This is a genomic window from Bradyrhizobium sp. SZCCHNPS1003 (genome assembly GCF_032381555.1).
Taxonomy (GTDB): Bacteria; Pseudomonadota; Alphaproteobacteria; order Rhizobiales; family Xanthobacteraceae; genus Bradyrhizobium.
Map to the genome: position 1 here is coordinate 1 of NZ_JAUHIU010000009.1, position 19,134 is coordinate 19,134.

General features: G+C 66.5%; 16 protein-coding genes. 10 read left to right on the forward strand and 6 right to left on the reverse strand.

Features of this window, described 5'->3' with window-relative positions; translation table 11 throughout:
* The first annotated feature begins 462 nt into the window (after positions 1 to 462).
* From QX126_RS15790 to QX126_RS15805, 4 genes are all read left to right on the forward strand, one after another.
* Positions 463 to 1,083, forward strand: a complete 621-nt coding sequence (locus QX126_RS15790; protein ID WP_315782128.1) for a glutathione S-transferase family protein — start codon at positions 463 to 465, stop codon at positions 1,081 to 1,083.
* Between the two features lie 162 nt (positions 1,084 to 1,245).
* A complete protein-coding gene (locus QX126_RS15795) occupies positions 1,246 to 1,839 on the forward strand; it encodes a biliverdin-producing heme oxygenase (RefSeq protein WP_315782130.1) in 594 nt (197 codons plus the stop codon).
* Entirely contained in the window at positions 1,836 to 4,370 is a 2,535-nt protein-coding gene (locus QX126_RS15800; RefSeq protein WP_315782132.1) for an HWE histidine kinase domain-containing protein, read from the forward strand. The genes QX126_RS15795 and QX126_RS15800 overlap by 4 nt, the downstream gene beginning before the upstream one ends.
* A 433-nt stretch (positions 4,371 to 4,803) precedes the next feature.
* Positions 4,804 to 5,820, forward strand: coding sequence for a hypothetical protein (locus QX126_RS15805; protein WP_315782134.1), 1,017 nt, complete (start codon positions 4,804 to 4,806; stop codon positions 5,818 to 5,820).
* A gap of 3 nt (positions 5,821 to 5,823) precedes the next feature.
* Here the strand turns inward: QX126_RS15805 and QX126_RS15810 are convergent, their stop codons facing one another.
* Positions 5,824 to 6,957 carry a site-specific DNA-methyltransferase gene (locus QX126_RS15810; RefSeq protein ID WP_315717257.1) on the reverse strand — a complete coding sequence of 378 codons (1,134 nt, stop codon included), beginning with the start codon at positions 6,955 to 6,957 and terminating at the stop codon, positions 5,824 to 5,826.
* 384 nt (positions 6,958 to 7,341) lie between these two features.
* Here QX126_RS15810 and QX126_RS15815 point away from each other — a divergent pair, with 384 nt between their 5' ends.
* Both QX126_RS15815 and moaB read left to right on the forward strand, forming a co-directional pair.
* Entirely contained in the window at positions 7,342 to 8,262 is a 921-nt protein-coding gene (locus QX126_RS15815; protein WP_315739946.1) for a neutral zinc metallopeptidase, read from the forward strand.
* A 9-nt stretch (positions 8,263 to 8,271) separates the two neighbouring features.
* Complete coding sequence (moaB, locus tag QX126_RS15820) at positions 8,272 to 8,835, forward strand: molybdenum cofactor biosynthesis protein B (protein WP_315739947.1); 564 nt, start codon at positions 8,272 to 8,274, stop codon at positions 8,833 to 8,835.
* A gap of 40 nt (positions 8,836 to 8,875) precedes the next feature.
* On the opposite strand, the gene QX126_RS15825 is transcribed toward moaB, so the two are convergent.
* The 4 genes from QX126_RS15825 to QX126_RS15840 all read right to left on the reverse strand — a co-directional run bounded on the left by QX126_RS15825 (position 8,876) and on the right by QX126_RS15840 (position 13,586).
* Positions 8,876 to 9,289 carry a hypothetical protein gene (locus QX126_RS15825; RefSeq protein ID WP_315757052.1) on the reverse strand — a complete coding sequence of 138 codons (414 nt, stop codon included), beginning with the start codon at positions 9,287 to 9,289 and terminating at the stop codon, positions 8,876 to 8,878.
* A gap of 136 nt (positions 9,290 to 9,425) precedes the next feature.
* Complete coding sequence (locus QX126_RS15830) at positions 9,426 to 10,355, reverse strand: helix-turn-helix domain-containing GNAT family N-acetyltransferase (RefSeq protein ID WP_315782136.1); 930 nt, start codon at positions 10,353 to 10,355, stop codon at positions 9,426 to 9,428.
* 64 nt (positions 10,356 to 10,419) lie between these two features.
* Complete coding sequence (locus QX126_RS15835; RefSeq protein ID WP_315739950.1) at positions 10,420 to 10,992, reverse strand: glycosyl transferase; 573 nt, start codon at positions 10,990 to 10,992, stop codon at positions 10,420 to 10,422.
* Positions 10,993 to 11,168: 176 nt separating this feature from the next.
* Positions 11,169 to 13,586 (reverse strand): phosphoketolase family protein, encoded by a 2,418-nt coding sequence (locus QX126_RS15840; RefSeq protein ID WP_315782138.1) that lies wholly within the window; start codon positions 13,584 to 13,586, stop codon positions 11,169 to 11,171.
* Positions 13,587 to 13,776: 190 nt separating this feature from the next.
* Between QX126_RS15840 and QX126_RS15845 the strand changes: the two genes are divergently transcribed.
* The 4 genes from QX126_RS15845 to QX126_RS15860 all read left to right on the forward strand — a co-directional run bounded on the left by QX126_RS15845 (position 13,777) and on the right by QX126_RS15860 (position 18,072).
* Positions 13,777 to 14,955: a PA0069 family radical SAM protein gene (locus tag QX126_RS15845; protein ID WP_315739952.1), complete on the forward strand. Its 1,179-nt coding sequence runs from the start codon at positions 13,777 to 13,779 to the stop codon at positions 14,953 to 14,955.
* A gap of 19 nt (positions 14,956 to 14,974) precedes the next feature.
* Positions 14,975 to 15,424 (forward strand): VOC family protein, encoded by a 450-nt coding sequence (locus tag QX126_RS15850; protein ID WP_315782140.1) that lies wholly within the window; start codon positions 14,975 to 14,977, stop codon positions 15,422 to 15,424.
* Between the two features lie 75 nt (positions 15,425 to 15,499).
* A complete protein-coding gene (locus QX126_RS15855; protein WP_315782142.1) occupies positions 15,500 to 16,354 on the forward strand; it encodes a ribonuclease HII in 855 nt (284 codons plus the stop codon).
* A 209-nt stretch (positions 16,355 to 16,563) separates the two neighbouring features.
* Positions 16,564 to 18,072 (forward strand): glycosyltransferase family 39 protein, encoded by a 1,509-nt coding sequence (locus QX126_RS15860; protein ID WP_315782144.1) that lies wholly within the window; start codon positions 16,564 to 16,566, stop codon positions 18,070 to 18,072.
* A 122-nt stretch (positions 18,073 to 18,194) separates the two neighbouring features.
* On the opposite strand, the gene QX126_RS15865 is transcribed toward QX126_RS15860, so the two are convergent.
* Complete coding sequence (locus tag QX126_RS15865) at positions 18,195 to 19,016, reverse strand: uracil-DNA glycosylase (protein ID WP_315782146.1); 822 nt, start codon at positions 19,014 to 19,016, stop codon at positions 18,195 to 18,197.
* Positions 19,017 to 19,134: the final 118 nt, after the last annotated feature.

Genomic DNA, 19,134 nt, shown 5'->3' on the forward strand with positions numbered 1-19,134 from the left:
GTCCGGTTCGATGAGCGGGGAAGGGAAACGGGGCGTTGCCGAATGGCCCAAGCCACCGCGCCCTTCCTCGACTCTACACGTAAAGCCCATCGCGCAGGGAATGCCGGATGACCGGCTGGACCTGTGGTGACTGCCGCCTGCTTATCTTTCTGCAGGCGGGCCATGGGTTGCGGCCAGCACCCGGCATTCCCTGCGCCCTCCTCGTTGCGAGGGTCCCTCTCGGCAACACCTCGGGCGCTGCGCGCCGCGAGAGGGTGAGGTCATGTCCTTCATCGGGATGTCCTTCATCGGGATGTCTGTCGTCGCATCGCCATCGATCGGCCCGGGTCGTGTCCGGATCCGCGCGGGTCGAGCACGCGGCCCGCAGAATGCAGATCGCCCATGACGGCGCACGCGGGCGGCCAGGGGTGGACGGTCTGGTTGGGTGCAGATAGGGTCGGACATCATCTGTCAGGGATCACCATGCTCAAGCTCTATGTCGCGCCGGGCACCTGCGCGCTCGCTTCACACATCGCGCTCGCCGAGACCGGCGCCGACTACGTCGCCGAGAAGCTCAGCTTCAAGACCAACCAGCAGAACAGCCCGGACTATCTCGCGATCAATCCCAAAGGGCGCGTGCCGGCGCTGGTGACGGAGCAGGGGGTTCTGACCGAGACGCCGGCGATGCTCGCCTATGTCGCGCAGCGCTTTCCGGAGGCGCGGCTTGCGCCGCTCGACGACATCTTCGCCTTTGCCGAGGTGCAGTCGTTCAACAGCTATCTCTGCTCGACGGTCCACATCGCCCATGCGCACAAGATGCGGGGCTATCGCTGGGCCACCGAAGAGTCCTCCTTCGCCGACATGAAGAAGAAGGTGCCGGAGACGATGAGCGCCTGCTTCGCGCTGATCGAGCAGAAGATGCTGCGCGGCCCGTGGGTGATGGGCGAGCAGTACACGATCTGCGATCCCTATCTGTTCACGATCGCGCAATGGCTCGAAGGCGACGGCGTCGACATCAACGCCTTCCCGAAGGTCGCCGCCCATTTTGGCCGCATGTCCGGGCGGCCGGCCGTCAAGAAGGCGCTGGCCGAGCTGGCGGGCTGACGGCCATCCTCGAGGCCATGGCGTCGGAACAGCCGCCCGCCAGCACGGCGCATCGGGAGAGCGGAAAAAATAGCAGCGCGAAGCCGGAACCCAGCTCCGGCCATCGACGTTGCAGGAGGCCGTGGCGCGCCTGCGACCGATCTCCTTTTCTGGGACCCCTTGATGTTGCCGGCTGCCGTTTCAGATGACCGTTTGCGCGCGACCGGCACCGAGGGCATCCGCGAGAGACTGAAGGCGGCAACGGCCTCGGCGCACCGCGCGCTGGATGAGGGGCTCGTTCATTTCGATCTCACCACCACGGCTCATTACCGCCGGTTCCTGCAGGCCAGCGCAGCCGCGCTGCTGCCGTTGGAGGCGGCGCTCGATCAGGCCGGGGTGGATGATCTGATCGAGGACTGGCCGCAGCGCCGACGATCGCAGGCGATCGCCAGCGATCTCGCGGATTTCGGTGCCGTGCCGGTTCCGATGAACCTTCCCGCCCCCTCGCTCGACCGTGCGGGCGTATTCGGCACGCTCTACGTGCTGGAAGGATCGCGGCTCGGCGCGGCCTATCTGCTGCGCATGGTCGCGGCCTCCGCCGATCCGCGGGTGAGACGCGCGACGCGCTATCTCGGCCATGGCGCGGGGCAGGGCTTGTGGCGCAGCTTCCTGTCACAATTCGCGAAAGAGAGGACGACAGCCGATGATGAAGTCAGGATGATCGTGAGTGCGCGCGCAGCGTTCGCGGTGTTTGCGAAGGCGATGGCAGCAGCATGAACGAGCCGGTCAACCTCACCAATTGCGATCGCGAGCCGATCCATGTTCCCGGGAGCGTCCAGCCGTTTGGCTTCCTGCTGGCGCTGGTGTCGGACTTCACCATCTGCATGGCTTCGGAGAACGCGCCGGACTTTCTCGGCGGCGACATCGGTTGGCTGCTGCAGCGGCCGCTCGACGCCGTGCTCTCGGAAGCCGCCGTGACGGCGATCCGTGCCCGGGTCGACTATCTCAGCGGTCCGGACGCGGTCGAGCGTGTGTTCGGCGTCGATCTTCAGGGCCGGGGCCGGCTGTTCGACCTCGCCATCCACTTTTCCGGTGCGTATCTCGTCGTCGAGGCCGAGCCGAGCCTCACCGATCCCGGCGCCAATTCGGGCGAACTGGTCCGGCTGATGCTCGGCCGCATCCGCAAGACGACGGGGATGATGGACCTCGCGCAGGAGGCGGCACGCCAGCTCAGGCTGCTGACCGGCTTCGATCGGGTGATGGTGTATCGCTTTCATCCGGACGGCTCGGGCGAGGTGATCGCCGAGGCCGCGGGCTCCGGCCTGGAGCCGTTCCTCGGGCTGCATTATCCGGCCTCGGACATTCCCAGGCAGGCGCGGCAGCTCTACCAGCGCAACTGGCTGCGGATCATCGCCGACATCGACGCCGTGCCGGCGCCGCTGCTGTCGACGCCGACGCACAATGCCGGCCTGCTCGACCTGTCGATGAGCGTGCTGCGCGCGGTCTCGCCGGTCCATATCGAATATCTCCGCAACATGGGCGTCGGCGCGTCGATGTCGGTCTCGATCCTGCGCGAAGGCAAGCTCTGGGGCCTGTTCGCTTGCCATCACTATGCGCCGCATCACCTGTCGTTCGAGAAGCGCACTGCGGCCGAGCTGTTCGGCCAGATGTACTCCTGGCTGCTCGAGGCCCGCGAGCGGGAGACCGACGTCGCCTATGAGACGCGCGCGCATCAGATCCAGGAGCGTCTGATCGAGCGTGCGGCTCTGCACGCCCACAGCAAGCGAGCGATCCTCGACTTCGTCGCCGACTATCGGCAGATGATCGAATGCGACGGCATTGCCGTGTGGTCCGATGACGAGATCACGCTCGACGGCGAGACGCCGTCCGAAGAGGAGGTGCAGGACCTGATCGGCTTCATCAACCGGACATCCCCCGGCCGCATCTGCGCCAGCGCCGAGATTGCCAAGGTGTACGCGGCGGGCGAGGCGTTCCGCGATCGCGCCGCCGGCTTCCTCGCCGTTCCGATCTCGCGCACGCCGCGCGACTGCCTGATCTTCTTCCGGCGCGAGGTGCTGCGCTCGGTCAACTGGGCGGGCGATCCCAACAAGACCTACGCCGAAGGCCCGCTCGGGCCGCGCCTCACGCCACGCAAGAGCTTCGAGCTGTGGCAGCAGACGGTGGCCGGCCAGTCGAAGCCATGGTCAGCGGCGGATCTGCGCATCGCCGAGAGCCTGCGCATCACCCTGCTGGAGGTGATCCTGCAACTGTCGGAGCTCGCCGCGCGCGAGCGCCGCGGCGCCCAGGAGCGGCAGGAGCTCATGATCGCCGAGCTCAATCACCGCGTTCGCAACATCCTCAGTCTCGTGCGCGGCCTGGTCGCGCAGAGCAAGGAGACCTCGACCTCGGTCGAGGACTTCGCCGCGGTGCTCGGCGGCCGCATCCAGGCTCTGGCGCGTGCCCACGACCAGATCACCAATCTCAACTGGGCGCCGGTTGCGCTGCGCGCGCTCTTGGAGTCGGAGGCGGGCGCCTATCTCGGCTCGCGGGCCGCGCGGGTGCGGATGGAAGGGCCGGACGTCGCGCTCGACCCCAAGGCGTTCGGGACGCTCGCGCTCGTCGTGCATGAGATGATGACGAACTCGGCGAAATACGGCGCGCTGGCCGACTCCACCGGGCAGGTTCAGGTGGCGTGGCGACTGGATCCCGGCGCAAGCCTCGTCATCGACTGGAAGGAGAGCGGCGGACCTCCGGTGCAGCCGCCGACGCGCCGCGGCTTCGGCACCACCATCATCGAGCGGTCGGTGCCATTCGATCTCAAGGGCGACGCCGAGATTCGCTTCGATCTGCTCGGCGTTCAGGCCCGCTTCATGATTCCCGCCAATTTCGTCCAGCTGGTTCCGGCGCCGACCGGCGCGGTCCCACGTCCCGAGCAGAAGCAGGAGCCGACGCCGCGTCTCTCAGGCGCCGCGCTGATCGTCGAGGACAATTTGATCATCGCGATGGGCGCCGAAGTGATTCTGCTCGAGCTCGGTGCGCGGCAAGTCGACACGGCGGCTTCGGTCGGTCAGGCGCTGAAGGCGATCGAGCGCGCGGTGCCGGGCTTCGCGCTGCTCGACATCAACCTCGGCGCGGAGAGCAGCCTGCCGGTCGGGCTCCGGCTGAAGGAGCTCGGCGTGCCCTTCATGTTCGCCACCGGCTATGGCGAGCGCGCGCCGATTCCGCCCGAGCTGTCCGACGCGCCGATCATTCAGAAGCCGTACACGCGCGAGCTGGTCGAGAAGGCGTTGACGAAGATGATGAAGTGAGCGGGGCGCGGCGTGTGGTCGATGTGCGCGTCATGTTCGCGACGGCCATGGCGAGCGTACGTCGATGAAGCGGCGAGTTTGTCCGACGCCGTCGTACACGCGTGGGACCGTCGAGAGTCATTGACTTAGATCAAGTGAGGCGCACGCGCATCAATCTCTGGACTACGCCTTGCGGTGATTGGCATTCAGGATTTCAGTCTTGGGTTTTCTCACATCCGCGTGTTGTCTCGAATGGCACAGCACGCGTATCGTCGTCGTATCAACGCGAATTCCCACTGTTGCTGCGACAAAACAGCCCAAAAATATTAAAACGCATCCAAAGGACACCGCTGTTCTAACATTGTTTCGACAAATGGAACCTCCGCAGCCTTATTCCGAACGAAGTCATCGCCGAAACGGCGCAGCGGGGGCGCGTTGAATCGTCGGAGGTGTGATGACGAATCGAACGACGAGTTTGTTGCCGCGCGTTGCTGTCGCCGTGCTGGCGGGAGTGGCTGCGGCGACAATCGAGTTTACACCGGCATCGGCTGCTGACGAATGCCTTGCAAAGCCTGCGGGAACGCCGGCGGGGAAGCACTGGTTCTATCGCATCGATCGCGCGACGAAGAAGCAGTGCTGGTATCTGCGCGACGACGATCGCGAGGCGAAGGGCGCGTCGCTCGTCACGCGCAAGCTCGCCTCGCAGAAGGAACGGGCTCAGCTCTCGTCGACCGCGGCCAATGCACGTGCCGAGATCCAATCGTCGTCCAAGGACGCCGCCGATGAGGTGAAGGTCGTGTCCTCGACACCGACCGCCGCGCCGTCTGTGCCGGCGACGTCTGCGTTTCCGTCGGTTGCCGCATTTCCGGCCGCGCCAGCGCCCGTCGCGTCAGCGCCGGCGGCGCCCGACCCGGTCGGTGCGGCCGTGAACGAATCTGCTGTTGCGACGCGTTGGCCCGACCAGTCCGGCACGCGGCCGGCAGCGGTGGAGCCCGCCGCGCCCCGCGCGTCCTCCTACACGCTCGCGGCCGCCAGTGACACGAGCGCCGCGGAAGCGGCTGCTCCCGCGACGCCGGCGCTGGCCGCTGCGGATGCCTCGCCGGCCGTGACGATCGGCATGTCCGGGGATGATGCGTCCAGGACGCGGATGTTTGCGTTCCTCGGCGCAGTCGCGATTGCGGGCTTCTCGATTAGCGTGCTGTTTGCGCGCGCCCGGGGCAGGCGGCAGCTTCGCATCGAGCCGGTGGCCGCCCGGCGCGTCACGCGTTGGCCGGCGGAGCCCGAGCTCGATCGCATGCACCTGCCGCCGGTGGACAGCTACTATCCGGCCCTGGCGGGACGCAGGGGTAAATCGTCGCAGTCCACCGCGCAGGTCTCGGTCGTGCCGCGCGACGACGTTCGCTACGACGAGCAGTACGAGGTCGAAGACCTGCTGGCGCGCTATTCCGGACAGGAGCGCCGGAATTCGTGAGCGTCAGGCGGCGGACATCTCGGAGCGGATCTCGGCGCGCAACTCGTCGATCAGCCTGAGGCCGCCCTTGGTCTCGACGTGCCAGAAGGTCCAGCCGTTACAGGCCGGCAGACCTTGCGCCACCGCGCCGATGCGGTGGATCGAACCGACCTTGTCACCCAGCATGATGGCCCCATCGGCGCGCACCAGCGCGCCGTGGCGGCGCTTGGAGTCGACGAGCTTGGTGCCGGGCGCGATCATGCCGCGCTCGATCAGCTCCGAGAAGGCGACGCGCGGCGCTTCGCGCGCCGTCATGAACGGTGCCAGCGTTGCCTCCGGCAGCGGCTCGACCGCGGCGATGCGCCGCTCTGCCGCCTTCGCATAGACCTTGTCGCGCTCGAAGCCGATGTAGCGGCGGCCGAGGCGTTTTGCCACGGCTCCGGTCGTGCCGGTGCCGTTGAACGGATCGATCACCAGATCGCCGGGTTTCGAGGATGACAGCAGCACCCGCGCCAGCAGGCCTTCCGGCTTCTGCGTCGGATGGATTTTCTTGCCATCGCCGTCCTTCAGCCGTTCCTCGCCCGTGCACAGCGGAATCAGCCAGTCCGAGCGCGCCTGGACGTCCTCGTTGGCGGCCTTCAGCACTTCGTAGTTGAACGTGTAGCCCTTCGCCTTCTCGTCCCGCGCGGCCCAGATCATGGTCTCGTGCGCGTTGGTGAAGCGGCGGCCGCGGAAGTTCGGCATCGGGTTGGACTTGCGCCAGACGATGTCGTTGAGGATCCAGAAGCCGAGATCCTGCATGATCGCGCCGACGCGGAAGATGTTGTGATAGGAGCCGATCACCCAGATCGTTGCGCTCGGCTTCATCAGGCGGCGCGCGGCGAGCAGCCAGGCGCGCGTGAAGTCGTCATAGGCGGAGAACGAGGAGAACTTGTCCCAATCGTCGTCGACCGCATCGACCTGCGATTCGTCGGGACGCTTGAGCTCGCCCTTGAGCTGCAGATTGTAGGGAGGATCTGCAAACACCAGGTCGACCGATGCGCCTGGCAGTTTCGACATCTCGGCGACGCAGTCGCCGACGATGATTCGTTGCTCTTCGAGGGTCTGAAATTTAGTGCGGGGCGCCCTTGCAGACGCCCCGCGACGCGACTCTACCATGACTCAAGAACTCTGACTCAGGCGACGCTGTCGGCGACGCGGGACCTAACAACCGACTGCCCACACATTGACCCGGCAAAGTAAAAATGGACTTAACCCGGAAAATTATTCGCATCGATGCGCACGCTTTCATCACGCGCACCAGCGACGAATTCCGTTCGTCGATGCACGATGGTCTCTGCGCAAGACGCCGATTGCGATGGGTTTTTCGCGCCGGTCGCGCGCGAGCGCAGCCGATCGAGGTTCGGCGCGGGCCGGTTTTTTTGGCGGCGCTAGGCAAAATTTGCCGGCCGGGTTATTGATTAACACAGTGGAAATTTTACCTGTTTGCCGCGTTAGGCATTTCGCGCAGAGCCGCGCAAGAATCGTGAGGAAAGGCCGCCCATGCGTTACGATGATTTCCGTCGCAGCGACGACATCGACGACCGTCGCGACGAAGGCGGCGGGATGGGCGGTGGTATGGGTCTGCCGATCGGCGGCGGCGGGCTGGGCATCGGCACTATCATCGTGCTCGGCCTGATCGGCTATGCCTTCGGCATCGATCCGCGCATCCTGATCGGCGGCGCCGAGATGCTGAGCCATGGCGGCGCGCCGACCCAGCAGGCGGACCGGCGCTCGCCGGGCCGGACGGGCGCACCCAAGGACGAGATGGGCGACATGATCTCCGGCGTGCTCGGCGAGATCGACGACCGCTGGAGCGAGATCTTCCAGGCCAGCGGCCAGAATTATACCGGGCCCAAGATCGTGCTGTTTCGCAACAGCACCAATGGCGGCCGCTGCGGCATGGCGCAGTCTGCGATGGGACCGTTCTACTGTCCGCCGGACCGGCAGATCTTCCTCGACACCAACTTCTTCCGCGAGGTTGAGACGCGCTTCCGGGGCTGCTCGGGCAGCGCCTGCAAGTTCACCGCGGCCTACATCATTGCGCACGAGGCCGGGCACCACATCCAGAACCTGCTCGGCATCCTGCCGCGCGTGACGCGGATGCAGCAGCAGTCGGACAACAAGGCCGAAGCCAACGCGCTGCAGGTCAAGGTCGAGCTGCAGGCCGACTGCCTGTCCGGGGTCTGGGTCAATCGCGAGGCCAAGAAGCGTCCGGGCTTCCTCGAGGAGGGCGACATCGACGCCGCGCTGACGACGGCCTCGGCGATCGGCGACGACACCTTGCAGCGGAAGGCGACCGGACGCGTGGTGCCGGATTCGTTCACCCATGGCTCCGCCGCGCAGCGCAAGCGCTGGTTCATGATCGGCTACCAGCAGGGCACGGTGCAGGCCTGCAATACGTTCAGCGCCAGTTCGCTGTAGGGAGACGCGATGATGGCGATCGACGAGAGCAAGAGCTTCATTCCCCTCAACATCGCCGTGCTGACGGTGTCCGACACGCGTTCGCTTGCCGACGACAAGTCCGGCACCACCCTGAGTGACCGCCTGACCGCTGCCGGCCATAGGCTCGCGGCGCGCGAGATCGTCACCGACGACGTCGAGAAGATTCGCGCGGTCGTGAAGTCGTGGATTGCCGATCCCGGCGTCGACGTCGTCATCACCACCGGCGGCACCGGCTTCACCGGCCGCGACGTCACGCCGGAAGCGATCGAGCCGCTGTTCGAGAAGCGCATGGACGGCTTCTCGATTGCTTTCCACATGCTGAGCCACGCCAAGATCGGGACGTCGACGATCCAGAGCCGGGCCACGGCCGGCGTCGCCGGCGCGACCTACATCTTCTGCCTGCCGGGATCACCGGGCGCCTGCCGCGACGGCTGGGACGGCATCCTCGCCGCCCAGCTCGACTACCGCACGCGGCCCTGCAACTTCGTCGAGATCATGCCGCGGCTCGACGAGCATCTGCGCCGGCCCAAGGCGCAGGGCGCGACGGCGTAGGACCACGGCACGACGACGCGCCGCGCGTCCATCGCACGTCTCACTTCGTTGGTACGATCTCGAAAGCGCCGCCGCCTTCGATTGCCGCGCCAATGAGGCCGCCCATCATGCTGGCGGCGAAATTCTGTCCGCGCGGTCCCACGACCATTCGATAGGTCTTGCCGGGCACGGCGGTGAAACGAATGTTCGACGAGCCCGGCGAGGACCATGTCGATACGGTGATCGTCGTGGCGCCCGGCGCAATCGGGCCGCTGTAGCTCTCGCCGCGGCCAAGGCTCGCCACCTTGGCGCCGTTGATCTCGATCGCCGCGGGCGCCGCCAAATAGAGGAAATCGGCCGTGCGCGTAATCGCGACCGTTGCGCGTCCTTTGGGCGCGGCGTGAGCCGCCGTCCCAGCCGCTACCCCCAACAAGCCTGCCAGCGCGGCAAGCGCTGCAAGCTTCGATCGCACCATCGATTCCATCACTGCTGATACTCGCCCCGTTTGGCGGGATACTACCGACGCGCGGGAACTTCGCAATCGGCATGCGCAACGTGTTGTGGGGGTGATCTCGGCCTACCGGCGGTTACTGCAACCCGGGCGGCGCGGGCTACAGCTCGAGCCGCCATGTCTCGCCCGTCAGCGGGACGCCGAACATGGCGTGCGGCTCCTCAGCGATCTTGCGAAACCCGGCGCGGGCATAGATGTCGCGCGCGGCGGTGAGAATGCTTTGCGTCCACAGCTCGATCGTCCTGTAGTTCTTCTCGCGGGCGAAGCGGATGCATTGTTCGGTCAGGGCCCGGCCGACGCCGAGACCGCGGGCCTTCTTCTCGACCAGCAGCAGCCGCAGCTTGGCGGCCTCGTCGCTGCCCTTGACCAGGAAGATCGAGCCGACCGGCTCACCCGCAAGCTCGGCGATCCAGCAGTGCTCGCGCGCCGGGTCGTAGCTCCTGATGAACTGCGCGCCGATCTCGGCGACCAACGCCTCGAACGAGACGTCCCAGCCATATTCCTCAGCGTAGACGGCGCCGTGCCGTGAAACCACCCAGCCGATGTCGCCCGGGCGATGGCTGCGCAGCAGCACCGGGGAGCGGCCCGGCGGCTGCGGCTCCAGGGCGGTCTCGATCGTCGTCATTGCACCGACCAGCCGGTCGCGCACGGATGGCGCCAGCGACGCCAGCATGGCCGCGATCTCCTTCTGCGAGCTGCGGTCGAGCCTGGCATAGGCCTGTCGTCCCTTGGCGGTGAGCCCGAGCTGCTGCTGCCTGCGATCGGTCGGCAATGGCGTGCGGGTGATCAGGCCCTGCTCGTCGAAGCTCTGGACGATGCGGCTGAGATAGCCGGCATCGAGGCCGAGCGAGAGACCGATCTCCTTGGCCGAGATGGCGTCGTACTGCGCCAGCTCATAGAGCACACGCGCTTCGGCCAGCGAGAACGGACTGTCGAGCAGATGCTGGTCCAGCGCGCCGAGCTTCCTCGTGTAGAAGCGGTTGAACGCGCGAACGGCGGCGACCTGGCCGTCGGATGGGGCAGGAATCATGTGGCACCTCCAATACTTGCCATTGTCAATCAATTGATTGACTTTGGCAAGTATCGTCCCGATGCTAGACCATGACAATCCGGCTGCGCAGCATGGTCCGCGAGGAGCGGCCGAGCTGACGCAACAGGCGCGTCTCGGCACGCTTTCGATCGGGCTGGTAGCCGCCGACCTGCCGGTAATGATCGCGGGCGATCAGCAGGCCCTGGTCGCCGAGCGGTCCGACCAGGGCCCGAGCGACCGATCGCATCCGCTCGCGCAGACTGATCGCAGCGTAAGGAGACCTGGCGTAACGGAAAACGCCGGCGCGGGGCTGGCCGGCGGCGGCGACGCTCTGGACGAACTGCCTGGTTTCGTCGATCCAGCCGGGATCGAGCATCGCGCCAGCGGGCAGAAACATCAGCCAGGGCGCCCGCGCGTTCGCGGCCCCTGCCGCGAGCGCTGCGGCCTGGGAGCCCTCGAACTTCATGAAGTGGCAGCCTGCGACGTCCGCGACACGCTCGATCACGCTGGAATCGGGCGAGCGATCGACCAGCAGCACCTCGGTGACGACACCGGCCGCGGCGCCTGGCACCAGCGCGGACAGGGTGGCCACGGCGGTCTGCTCGACACCTTCGGTCGGGATGATCACGCTCAGCATGAACCTGGCATCGTTATCTGTCGCGCCTCCAGCATGACTGTTATCATCTTGTCATAGCCAAATCAGCCCGCTGCGCTGCGGAATTTTGCAGCACGTAGCGGGTCGCGCACGTTCGGGCAACGCCGAACGATTGCTATTTCAAGGTGCTGCGTTGCTGGAGCTCGCGCTTGGCTGGTTCAGTCGCCCGCCTGTGTCGGCGTGGTGCCGCCGGCGCTGTTCGGCCAGACCCAGTCGCGGATCGTCGGCATGTCCTCGCCATGCGCCCGGATGTAGCGGGTATGCTCGATCAGCGCATCGCGGAATTTCTGTTTCACATGGGCTGCGGGCACGCTGAGGCCGGGCACGCGCTCGATCGCCTCGATGGCGAGGTGGAAACGGTCGAGCTCGTTGAGCACGACCATGTCGAACGGCGTCGTCGTGGTGCCTTCCTCGATGAAGCCGCGCACATGCATGCCGGCATGGTTGGTGCGGCTGTAGGTGAGGCGATGGATCAGATAGGGATAGCCGTGATAGGCGAAGATCACTGGCTTGTTGGCGGTGAACAGGCTGTCGAAGTCGCGGTCGCTGAGGCCATGCGGATGGTCCTGCTTCGGCTGCAGGGTCATGAGATCGACGACGTTGACGACGCGGATCTTCAGGTTGGGCAATTCCTTGCGCAGGAGGTCGACGGCTGCGAGCGTCTCCAGGGTCGGGACGTCTCCGGCGCAGGCCATCACCACGTCGGGCTCTTCGTCGGCGGGCTCGGTGCCGGCCCAAGACCAGATGCCGATGCCGGCGTCGCAATGCGTGGCGGCGTCCTGCATCGACAGCCATTGCGGCGCGGGCTGCTTGCCGGCGACGATGACGTTGATGCGGTCGTAGGTGCGCAGGCAATGGTCGGCGATCCACAACAGCGTGTTGGCGTCCGGTGGGAAGTAGATGCGGACGATATCCGCCTTCTTGTTGGCGACGAGGTCGACGAAGCCGGGATCCTGATGGCTGAAGCCGTTATGGTCCTGCCGCCAGACATGCGAGGTCAAGAGATAGTTCAGCGACGCGATCGGGCGCCGCCACGGCAGCTCGCGTGACACCTTCAGCCATTTGGCATGCTGGTTGAACATCGAATCGATGATGTGGATGAAGGCCTCGTAGCAGGAGAACAGGCCATGGCGGCCGGTGAGCAGATAGCCTTCGAGCCAGCCCTGGCAGAGATGCTCGCTCAGCACCTCCATGACGCGGCCGTCATGCGCCAGATGGACGTCATAGGGCTCGATGCCCTCCATCCACACGCGCTCGGTGACCTCGAACACCGCATCGAGCCGGTTCGACGCCGTTTCGTCGGGACCCATGATGCGGAAGTTTCGGGTCTTCGCATTCAGCGTGATCACGTCGCGCAGGAACTTGCCGAGCTCGCGTGTCGCTTCAGCGATGGTCTGGCCTGGTGAGGACACCTCGATCGCGAAAGCTTGATAGTCCGGCAGCTTGAGCTCGCGCTTGAGCAGACCGCCATTGGCATGCGGATTGGCGCCCAGGCGTCGCTGCCCTTTCGGCGCCAGCGCCTGCAATTCCGGCCTGAGACGGCCATGGGCGTCGAACAGCGTCTCCGGCTCGTAGCTCTTCAGCCAGGCTTCGAGCAGCGCGAGATGCTCCGGCTTGCTGCGGGGGTTGGCAATCGGCACCTGATGGGCGCGCCAGAAGCCTTCGACCTTGAGGCCGTCGACCTCCTTCGGCCCGGTCCAGCCCTTCGGGCTGCGTAACACGATCATCGGCCAGCGCGGCCGTTGGATCGTTGCATCCGGCTGACGCGCATTCTGCTGGATGGAGCGGATGCTCGCGAGCGCAACATCGAGCGCGTCCGCCATCTGCCGATGCATCGCCTTCGGCTCCGCGCCTTCGACGAACAGCGGCTCGTATCCGTAACCTTCAAACAGGCATTTGATCTCGGCATCGCCCATGCGGCCGAGCACGGTGGGATTGGCGATCTTGTAGCCGTTGAGATGCAGGATCGGCAGCACCGCGCCGTCATGGGCCGGGTTCAGGAACTTGTTCGAATGCCAGGACGCGGCGAGAGGGCCGGTCTCGGCCTCGCCGTCGCCGACCACGCAAGCCACGATCAAATCGGGATTGTCGAACGCCGCACCATAGGCGTGGACCAGCGCGTAGCCGAGTTCACCGCCTTCATGGATCGAGCCCGGCGTTTCAGGCGCGGCATGGCTCGGGATGCCGCCGGGGAAGGAGAACTGCCGGAACAGTTTGCGCAGGCCATCGGCATCGCGCGTGATCTCCGGATAGATCTCGCTGTAGGTGCCTTCGAGATAGGTGTTGGCGACCATGCCCGGACCGCCATGGCCGGGGCCGCAGATGTAGATGACACTGAGATCCTGCGCCTCGATGGCGCGGTTGAGATGGGCATAGATGAAGTTCAGGCCGGGCGTCGTCCCCCAGTGGCCGAGCAGGCGCGGCTTGATGTGCTCCGGTTTCAGCGGCTCGTGCAGCAGCGGATTGTCCAGCAGATAGATCTGCCCCACCGAGAGATAATTCGCCGCGCGCCAGTAGCGATCGAGCAGGTCGAGATCGTCGGCCGGGGTGGTCTGTTGGGGAGAAGTGATCTGCATGGGACCTCGCTTGCCTTCCGCTTCGCGCCTGCGGGATACTGTATGAGAGTAACGCCGCACCGTCCTGTTCCAGCGCACCTGCAGGATAGAACGGGAATGTGATGGCTGGCCTTGCGCCCGCGCAGAGCATGCGTGCGCTTTTGTTCTATTTTGTTCTTGTAATGTTCTGTTTGCGTGCTATGTCTTGGCCATGAGCCGAGCATCTTCACATGCCCTCAAGCGCCCGCCGGTCCCGGTGCCCTCCGAGCCGGCGGGCGCGCCTTCGTCAGGTCCTGGGAAGGACTTTCCCGAACTTGCGGTCGCCATCGAACGGGGCCGGCGCCGCGGCCGGGGTGCCCAATCCAACGCGAGCGGCCGCTACGAGGCGGAGGCCCGCGTTGTCTTCGATGATGGCTGGCAGAGCCTCGAGGAGCTGCCGCCGTTCAAGACGACGGTCGCGACCGACACCTCGCGCAAGGTCATCACCCGCAACGACTCGCCGGACATCGGTTTCGATCGCTCGATCAATCCGTATCGGGGCTGCGAGCACGGCTGTGTCTACTGCTTCGCGCGGCCGACCCATGCGTTTCTCGGGCTGTCGCCTGGTCTCGACTTCGAATCCAAGCTGTTCGTGAAGCCGGATGCGCCCGCGCTTCTGGAGAAGGAGCTGGCGGCCAGCGGCTACGAGCCGCGGATGATCGCGATCGGCACCAACACCGATCCCTATCAGCCGATCGAGCGCGAGCGGAAGATCATGCGCGGCATCCTCGAGGTGCTGGAAAAGGTTGGCCATCCCGTCGGGATCGTCACGAAGTCGGCGCTGGTGATGCGTGATGCCGACATCCTGGCGCGGATGGCCAAGAAGAACCTGGCGAAGGTCGCGATCTCCGTGACCACGCTGGATCCGAAGCTGGCGCGCACGATGGAGCCGCGGGCCTCGACGCCGTCGAAGCGGCTGGAGGCGCTGCAGGCGCTGTCCAAGGCCGGCATTCCGACCACGGTGATGGTGGCGCCGGTGATCCCGGCGCTCAACGACAGCGAGATCGAGCGCATTCTCGATGCCGCTGCCCATGCCGGCGTCAAGGAAGCGGCCTATGTGCTGCTGCGGCTGCCGCTGGAGGTGCGCGACCTGTTCCGGGAATGGCTACTCGAGCATTATCCCGACCGCTACCGCCACGTCTTCACCCTGATCCGCGACATGCGCGGCGGCCGCGATTACGACTCGCAATGGGGCACGCGAATGAAGGGGACAGGCCCGATGGCCTGGATGATCGGCCGCCGCTTCGAGATCGCCTGCGAGAAGCTCGGGCTGAACAAGCGTCGGACCAAGCTGACGACCGATCATTTCGTGCGGCCGAAGGGCGGTGGCCAGCAGCTCAGCCTGTTCTGAAGCGTGCGGAGAGTAAGTGATGAATGCACAAGCGAGCGTTCCGCGGTTCACCGTCATCACACTCGGTGTGTCCGAGATGCGGCGGAGCATCGCCTTCTATACATTGCTCGGCTTCGTCCGAAAATTCCGCGCGACCGGCGAGGCCGTGGCATTCTTCGAGACCGGCGGGACGGTGCTGGCGCTGTACCCGTGGGGCGCGCTCGCCGATGACGCGGGCGTGCCAGACGCACCGCGCCCTCAGGCGTTCCGAGGCGTGACGCTGGCATGGAACTGCCGCTCGGAGGCTGAGGTCGATGCGGCGCTCGCGTCGGCGGTGGAGAAAGGCGCAATGCTGCTGAAACCGGCGCAACGGACCGACTATGGCGGTTATAGCGGCTATTTCTCAGATCCGGACGGTCATGTCTGGGAAGTGGTGATCGCGCCGGGGATTGATGTCGGCGAGGATGATCGAGTGCATCTGCCGGCGTAGTCGGTCGCCGGCAGGGGGCGAATAGCGGGGAATTGAGGCCCGTTCGGGTTGCGCCGCCGCCAGCCGTTTCGCACCATGGCGGCCATGATTCGCGATCAGTCAAAGAAGCCGGGCAGGGCGAAAGCAGCGAGCTGCGCCGTGGCGAAGAGCGCCCCTGCAAAGGCCGCGACCAAGCCTGCTGCCCCGGGGGCTGCCGGCAAGTCGGGCGCCAAGTTCGGCAAGGGCGTCATCGCGGTGGCGCCGCCGAGCTTCCGGCGCGAGCGCGCGCTGTTGAAGCAGGGCGTCTGGCCGGTCGCGGGCTGCGACGAGGCGGGACGGGGGCCGCTGGCCGGTCCGGTGGTCGCTGCGGCCGTGATTCTCGACCCTGCGCGCATCCCCAGGGGTCTCGATGATTCCAAGCGCCTGAGCGCGGAGCAGCGCGAGGCGCTGTTCGACAAGATCTGCAAGACGTCGGCGTTTGCGGTGGCCGTCGCATCGCCGGCGCGAATCGATCGCGACAACATCCTGCGTGCCTCGCTCTGGGCGCTGTCGCGCGCCGTGAGGGCGCTGCCCGAGGCGCCGAAGCACGTCTTCGTCGACGGCCGCGACCGCATCGACGTCGATTGCGGCTGCGAGGCGGTGATTGGCGGCGATGGTCTGGTGATGTCGATTGCGGCCGCCTCGATCGTCGCCAAGGTCACGCGCGACCGGCTGATGTGCGCGCTGGCGCAGGATTGCCCGGGTTACGGCTTCGAGCAGCACAAGGGCTATGCTGTGCCGGAGCATCTCGCCGCGTTGGACCGGCTCGGCCCCTCGGTGCATCATCGCAGCCTGTTCGCGCCTGTCGTCGCCGCCCGGCGCAAGCATCAGCCGTGGACCGATGTGCCGGAGCCGGATCTGTTCGCGGAGGTGACCGTGGTGACATCCACCGAAATCTCGCTCGAGGTCTGATGCAGGTTGCCTCGCGGGCGCCGCGGTCTTAATAGTTTTGGTCAGCCAGCCAGCACGAAGTGTCACCCCTCGCAGCAGGGGCGGTGTTGTGCGCCCCGATCGTGCGGTATCGATTGCGGGCGTCGGACAGCGAGGCTGCTGCGGATGAGCGACGGTCCTGCCGGCCTCCTCGACGTCCTCAGCGATTCAGCCAAGCGATCCAGCCGTTCATGCGTTTCACGTCACTGGTTGTCGAACTGATCCGCGCAAGGCCGCGGCTGGTCGTCGTCATCGTGGTGCTGTGCCAGGCCCTGATGTGGCTCGGCGTCGCCATGCTGTTCTATCGCAGCCCGCCCGGCCAGCTTGCCACCACCATCGCGTTCGGACGTGAATACCAGGTCGGCACCGATCTCGGCCCGCCACTGTCGTTCTGGCTGTCGGACATCGCCTATCGTCTCGCCGGCAATCACCTGCTAGGCGTCTACGTGCTGGCCGTGCTGTGCTCGGCCCTGGGTCTGTGGGTGATGTATCTCCTGGCGGGGGCGATCGTCGGCGGCCAGCAGGCGGTGCTCGCCGTGCTGCTGACCATGACCATCACCGCGTTCGGTGCACCCACGCTGGAATTCGGTCCGGAGGTGCTGGCGCGTCCGCTCTGGGCGCTGCTGCTGCTCCATAGCTGGCGGATTCTCGGCGAGGGCCGGCGCAACGCCTGGTTTGCCTGGTCGATCGAGGCCGGCCTGCTGCTGCTGACCACCTCGGCCGCGGCGGGCCTGCTGCTGCTGATCGCCGGCTTCGTGGTCTCCACCGCGCAGGGCCGCCGGGTGCTGCGCTCGTTCGATCCGCTGTTCGCGCTGCTGGTGGTGCTGGCGCTGGCGCTGCCCTACCTCATCTTCGTGCTGCGCGCCGACAGCGTCGGGCTGCCGGCGCTGCCCGTTCTCGCCGAGCTCTCGGTGCGCGCTTGGCATTGGCTCGCCTTGGCTGGCGGGGCGCTGCTGGCGATCTCGGCCATGGTGCTGCTGGTGCTGCTCGACGCCAGCTGGATCAGCCGCAGCGAGACCGACGCCCCGATCATCTACCGCCGTTCGGTCCCGCCGCTCGCCCGCGACTTCGTCTATTGCTTCGCGATCGCACCGGCCCTGGCGGGCAGCCTGATCTCCGGCCTGTTCGGTCTGCCCACGGTGTTCGGCGGCGTCGCCGTCACCTTGACGATGGTCGGCCTCGCGCTGGTGGTCGCGTCCGGCGATCTGATCTATCTGCGCCGCCAGCGGCTGCTGCGCACGGTGTGGGCGGCTGCGGTCGCTGCACCCGCGGTTTTCGTTGCCGGCAGCGCCGTGATTCAGCCCGTGATCGGCGAGGGCGAGGTCGCGACGTCGATGCCGGCCCGCGACATCGCCCGCTTCTTCGTCGAGAGTTTTGAGCGCCGTACCAACCAGCGGCTGCAGGCGGTCGCCGGCGATCCGCAACTCGCCAGCCTGGTCGCGCTCGGTCGCCGCCGCGCGCATCTGTTCCTCGATGCCACCCCGCAGCGGACGCCCTGGGTCACGCCGGCGAAATTCGCCGAGAGCGGCGGCGTCGTGGTGTGGCGCGCCTCCGACACGGTCGGCACCCCACCGCCTGACATCGCCCAGCGCTTTCCCGGGCTGGTGCCGGAGGTGCCGCGCAGCTTCGACTGGCTGATCAACGGCCGCCAGCCGGTGCTGCGCATCGGCTGGGCCATCGTGCGGCCGAGGGGGCCTTAGCGCTTTCCATGCGAGCCGTCATTGCGGGGAGCGAAGCGACGAAGCAATCCAGGGCTGCGCGCGTGACTCTGGATTGCTTCGCTGCGCCGCTGCGCTCGCAATGACGGAAGCGAATTGGGTCCTCAGACCGCTATCACCGTCGCGATTGCGCGCAGATCCTGCCAGGACAGCCGCTTGTAGGACGGCGAGCGCAACAGATAGGCCGGATGGAAGGTCGCGATCGCGCGGATCGTCCGCTTGCCGGTGTCGTAGTCGCGCCATTTGCCGCGCACGCGCATGATGCCCTCGGTCGTACCGAGTAGCGACTGGGTCGAGGGATTGCCGAGCGTCACCAGCACATCGGGATCGACCAGCTCGATCTGGCGGCGAATGAATGGCAGGCAGATCTGCGTCTCCTGCGGCGTTGGCGTACGGTTGCCGGGCGGGCGCCAGGGAATGACGTTGGCGATGTAGACCTTGCTGCGGTCGAGCCCGATCGCGCCGATCATGCGGTCGAGCAGCTTCCCGGAGCGGCCGACGAATGGCAGGCCCTCGATGTCCTCGTCGCGGCCGGGCGCCTCGCCGACCAGCATGATGCGCGCCTGCGGATTGCCGTCGGCGAACACCAGCCGCGACGCCGTCTGCTTCAGCGCGCAGCCGTCGAAAGTCTCCAGGAGCTCGCGCAGCGCCTCCAGGGTCGGCGCCGTCCGCGCCGCCTCGCGGGCCGAGGCGACGGCCGCTTCCGGCGGAGGCGGCGGTTCTCCGCGCGGCGGAATGATCGCCGGCGCGGCCGGCCGGCCGGGCTGCGCCGGCGCCTGACGGGCGACGGGAGTCGCGGCGGGGAACGAAACCGCCTCGGGCTCGACCAGCCGGTTGATCGGCTCGTCGGCCAACGCGCAATCGACCCCGGCCTCCAGATAGAAGGCGAGCAGTTGCCGGACGTCGGGGAGGGGCTCGGGGGTCATCATGATCGATCGCCGCGGCAGTGTACGCTGCCTCGGCGCATGGCGGAATGCATTTCGGTGGTTGTCCTGCCCCGAAAAATCGGAAACAAGAGTTTGGAATAACCCAAAAAGGGACGGA

Bases quoted from the DNA above. Each gene is read 5' to 3' on its own strand.
- QX126_RS15810 (WP_315717257.1), bottom strand. From the start codon at position 6,957: ATGGTAGAGTCGCGTCGCGGGGCGTCTGCAAGGGCGCCCCGCACTAAA.
- QX126_RS15805 (WP_315782134.1), top strand. From the start codon at position 4,804: ATGACGAATCGAACGACGAGTTTGTTGCCGCGCGTTGCTGTCGCCGTG.
- QX126_RS15855 (WP_315782142.1), top strand. From the start codon at position 15,500: ATGGCGGCCATGATTCGCGATCAGTCAAAGAAGCCGGGCAGGGCGAAA.
- QX126_RS15830 (WP_315782136.1), bottom strand. From the start codon at position 10,355: ATGATTCCTGCCCCATCCGACGGCCAGGTCGCCGCCGTTCGCGCGTTC.
- QX126_RS15860 (WP_315782144.1), top strand. From the start codon at position 16,564: ATGCGTTTCACGTCACTGGTTGTCGAACTGATCCGCGCAAGGCCGCGG.
- QX126_RS15835 (WP_315739950.1), bottom strand. From the start codon at position 10,992: ATGCTGAGCGTGATCATCCCGACCGAAGGTGTCGAGCAGACCGCCGTG.
- QX126_RS15850 (WP_315782140.1), top strand. From the start codon at position 14,975: ATGAATGCACAAGCGAGCGTTCCGCGGTTCACCGTCATCACACTCGGT.
- QX126_RS15815 (WP_315739946.1), top strand. From the start codon at position 7,342: ATGCGTTACGATGATTTCCGTCGCAGCGACGACATCGACGACCGTCGC.
- QX126_RS15840 (WP_315782138.1), bottom strand. From the start codon at position 13,586: ATGCAGATCACTTCTCCCCAACAGACCACCCCGGCCGACGATCTCGAC.
- QX126_RS15800 (WP_315782132.1), top strand. From the start codon at position 1,836: ATGAACGAGCCGGTCAACCTCACCAATTGCGATCGCGAGCCGATCCAT.
- moaB (WP_315739947.1), top strand. From the start codon at position 8,272: ATGATGGCGATCGACGAGAGCAAGAGCTTCATTCCCCTCAACATCGCC.
- QX126_RS15845 (WP_315739952.1), top strand. From the start codon at position 13,777: ATGAGCCGAGCATCTTCACATGCCCTCAAGCGCCCGCCGGTCCCGGTG.
- QX126_RS15865 (WP_315782146.1), bottom strand. From the start codon at position 19,016: ATGACCCCCGAGCCCCTCCCCGACGTCCGGCAACTGCTCGCCTTCTAT.
- QX126_RS15795 (WP_315782130.1), top strand. From the start codon at position 1,246: ATGTTGCCGGCTGCCGTTTCAGATGACCGTTTGCGCGCGACCGGCACC.
- QX126_RS15825 (WP_315757052.1), bottom strand. From the start codon at position 9,289: ATGGTGCGATCGAAGCTTGCAGCGCTTGCCGCGCTGGCAGGCTTGTTG.
- QX126_RS15790 (WP_315782128.1), top strand. From the start codon at position 463: ATGCTCAAGCTCTATGTCGCGCCGGGCACCTGCGCGCTCGCTTCACAC.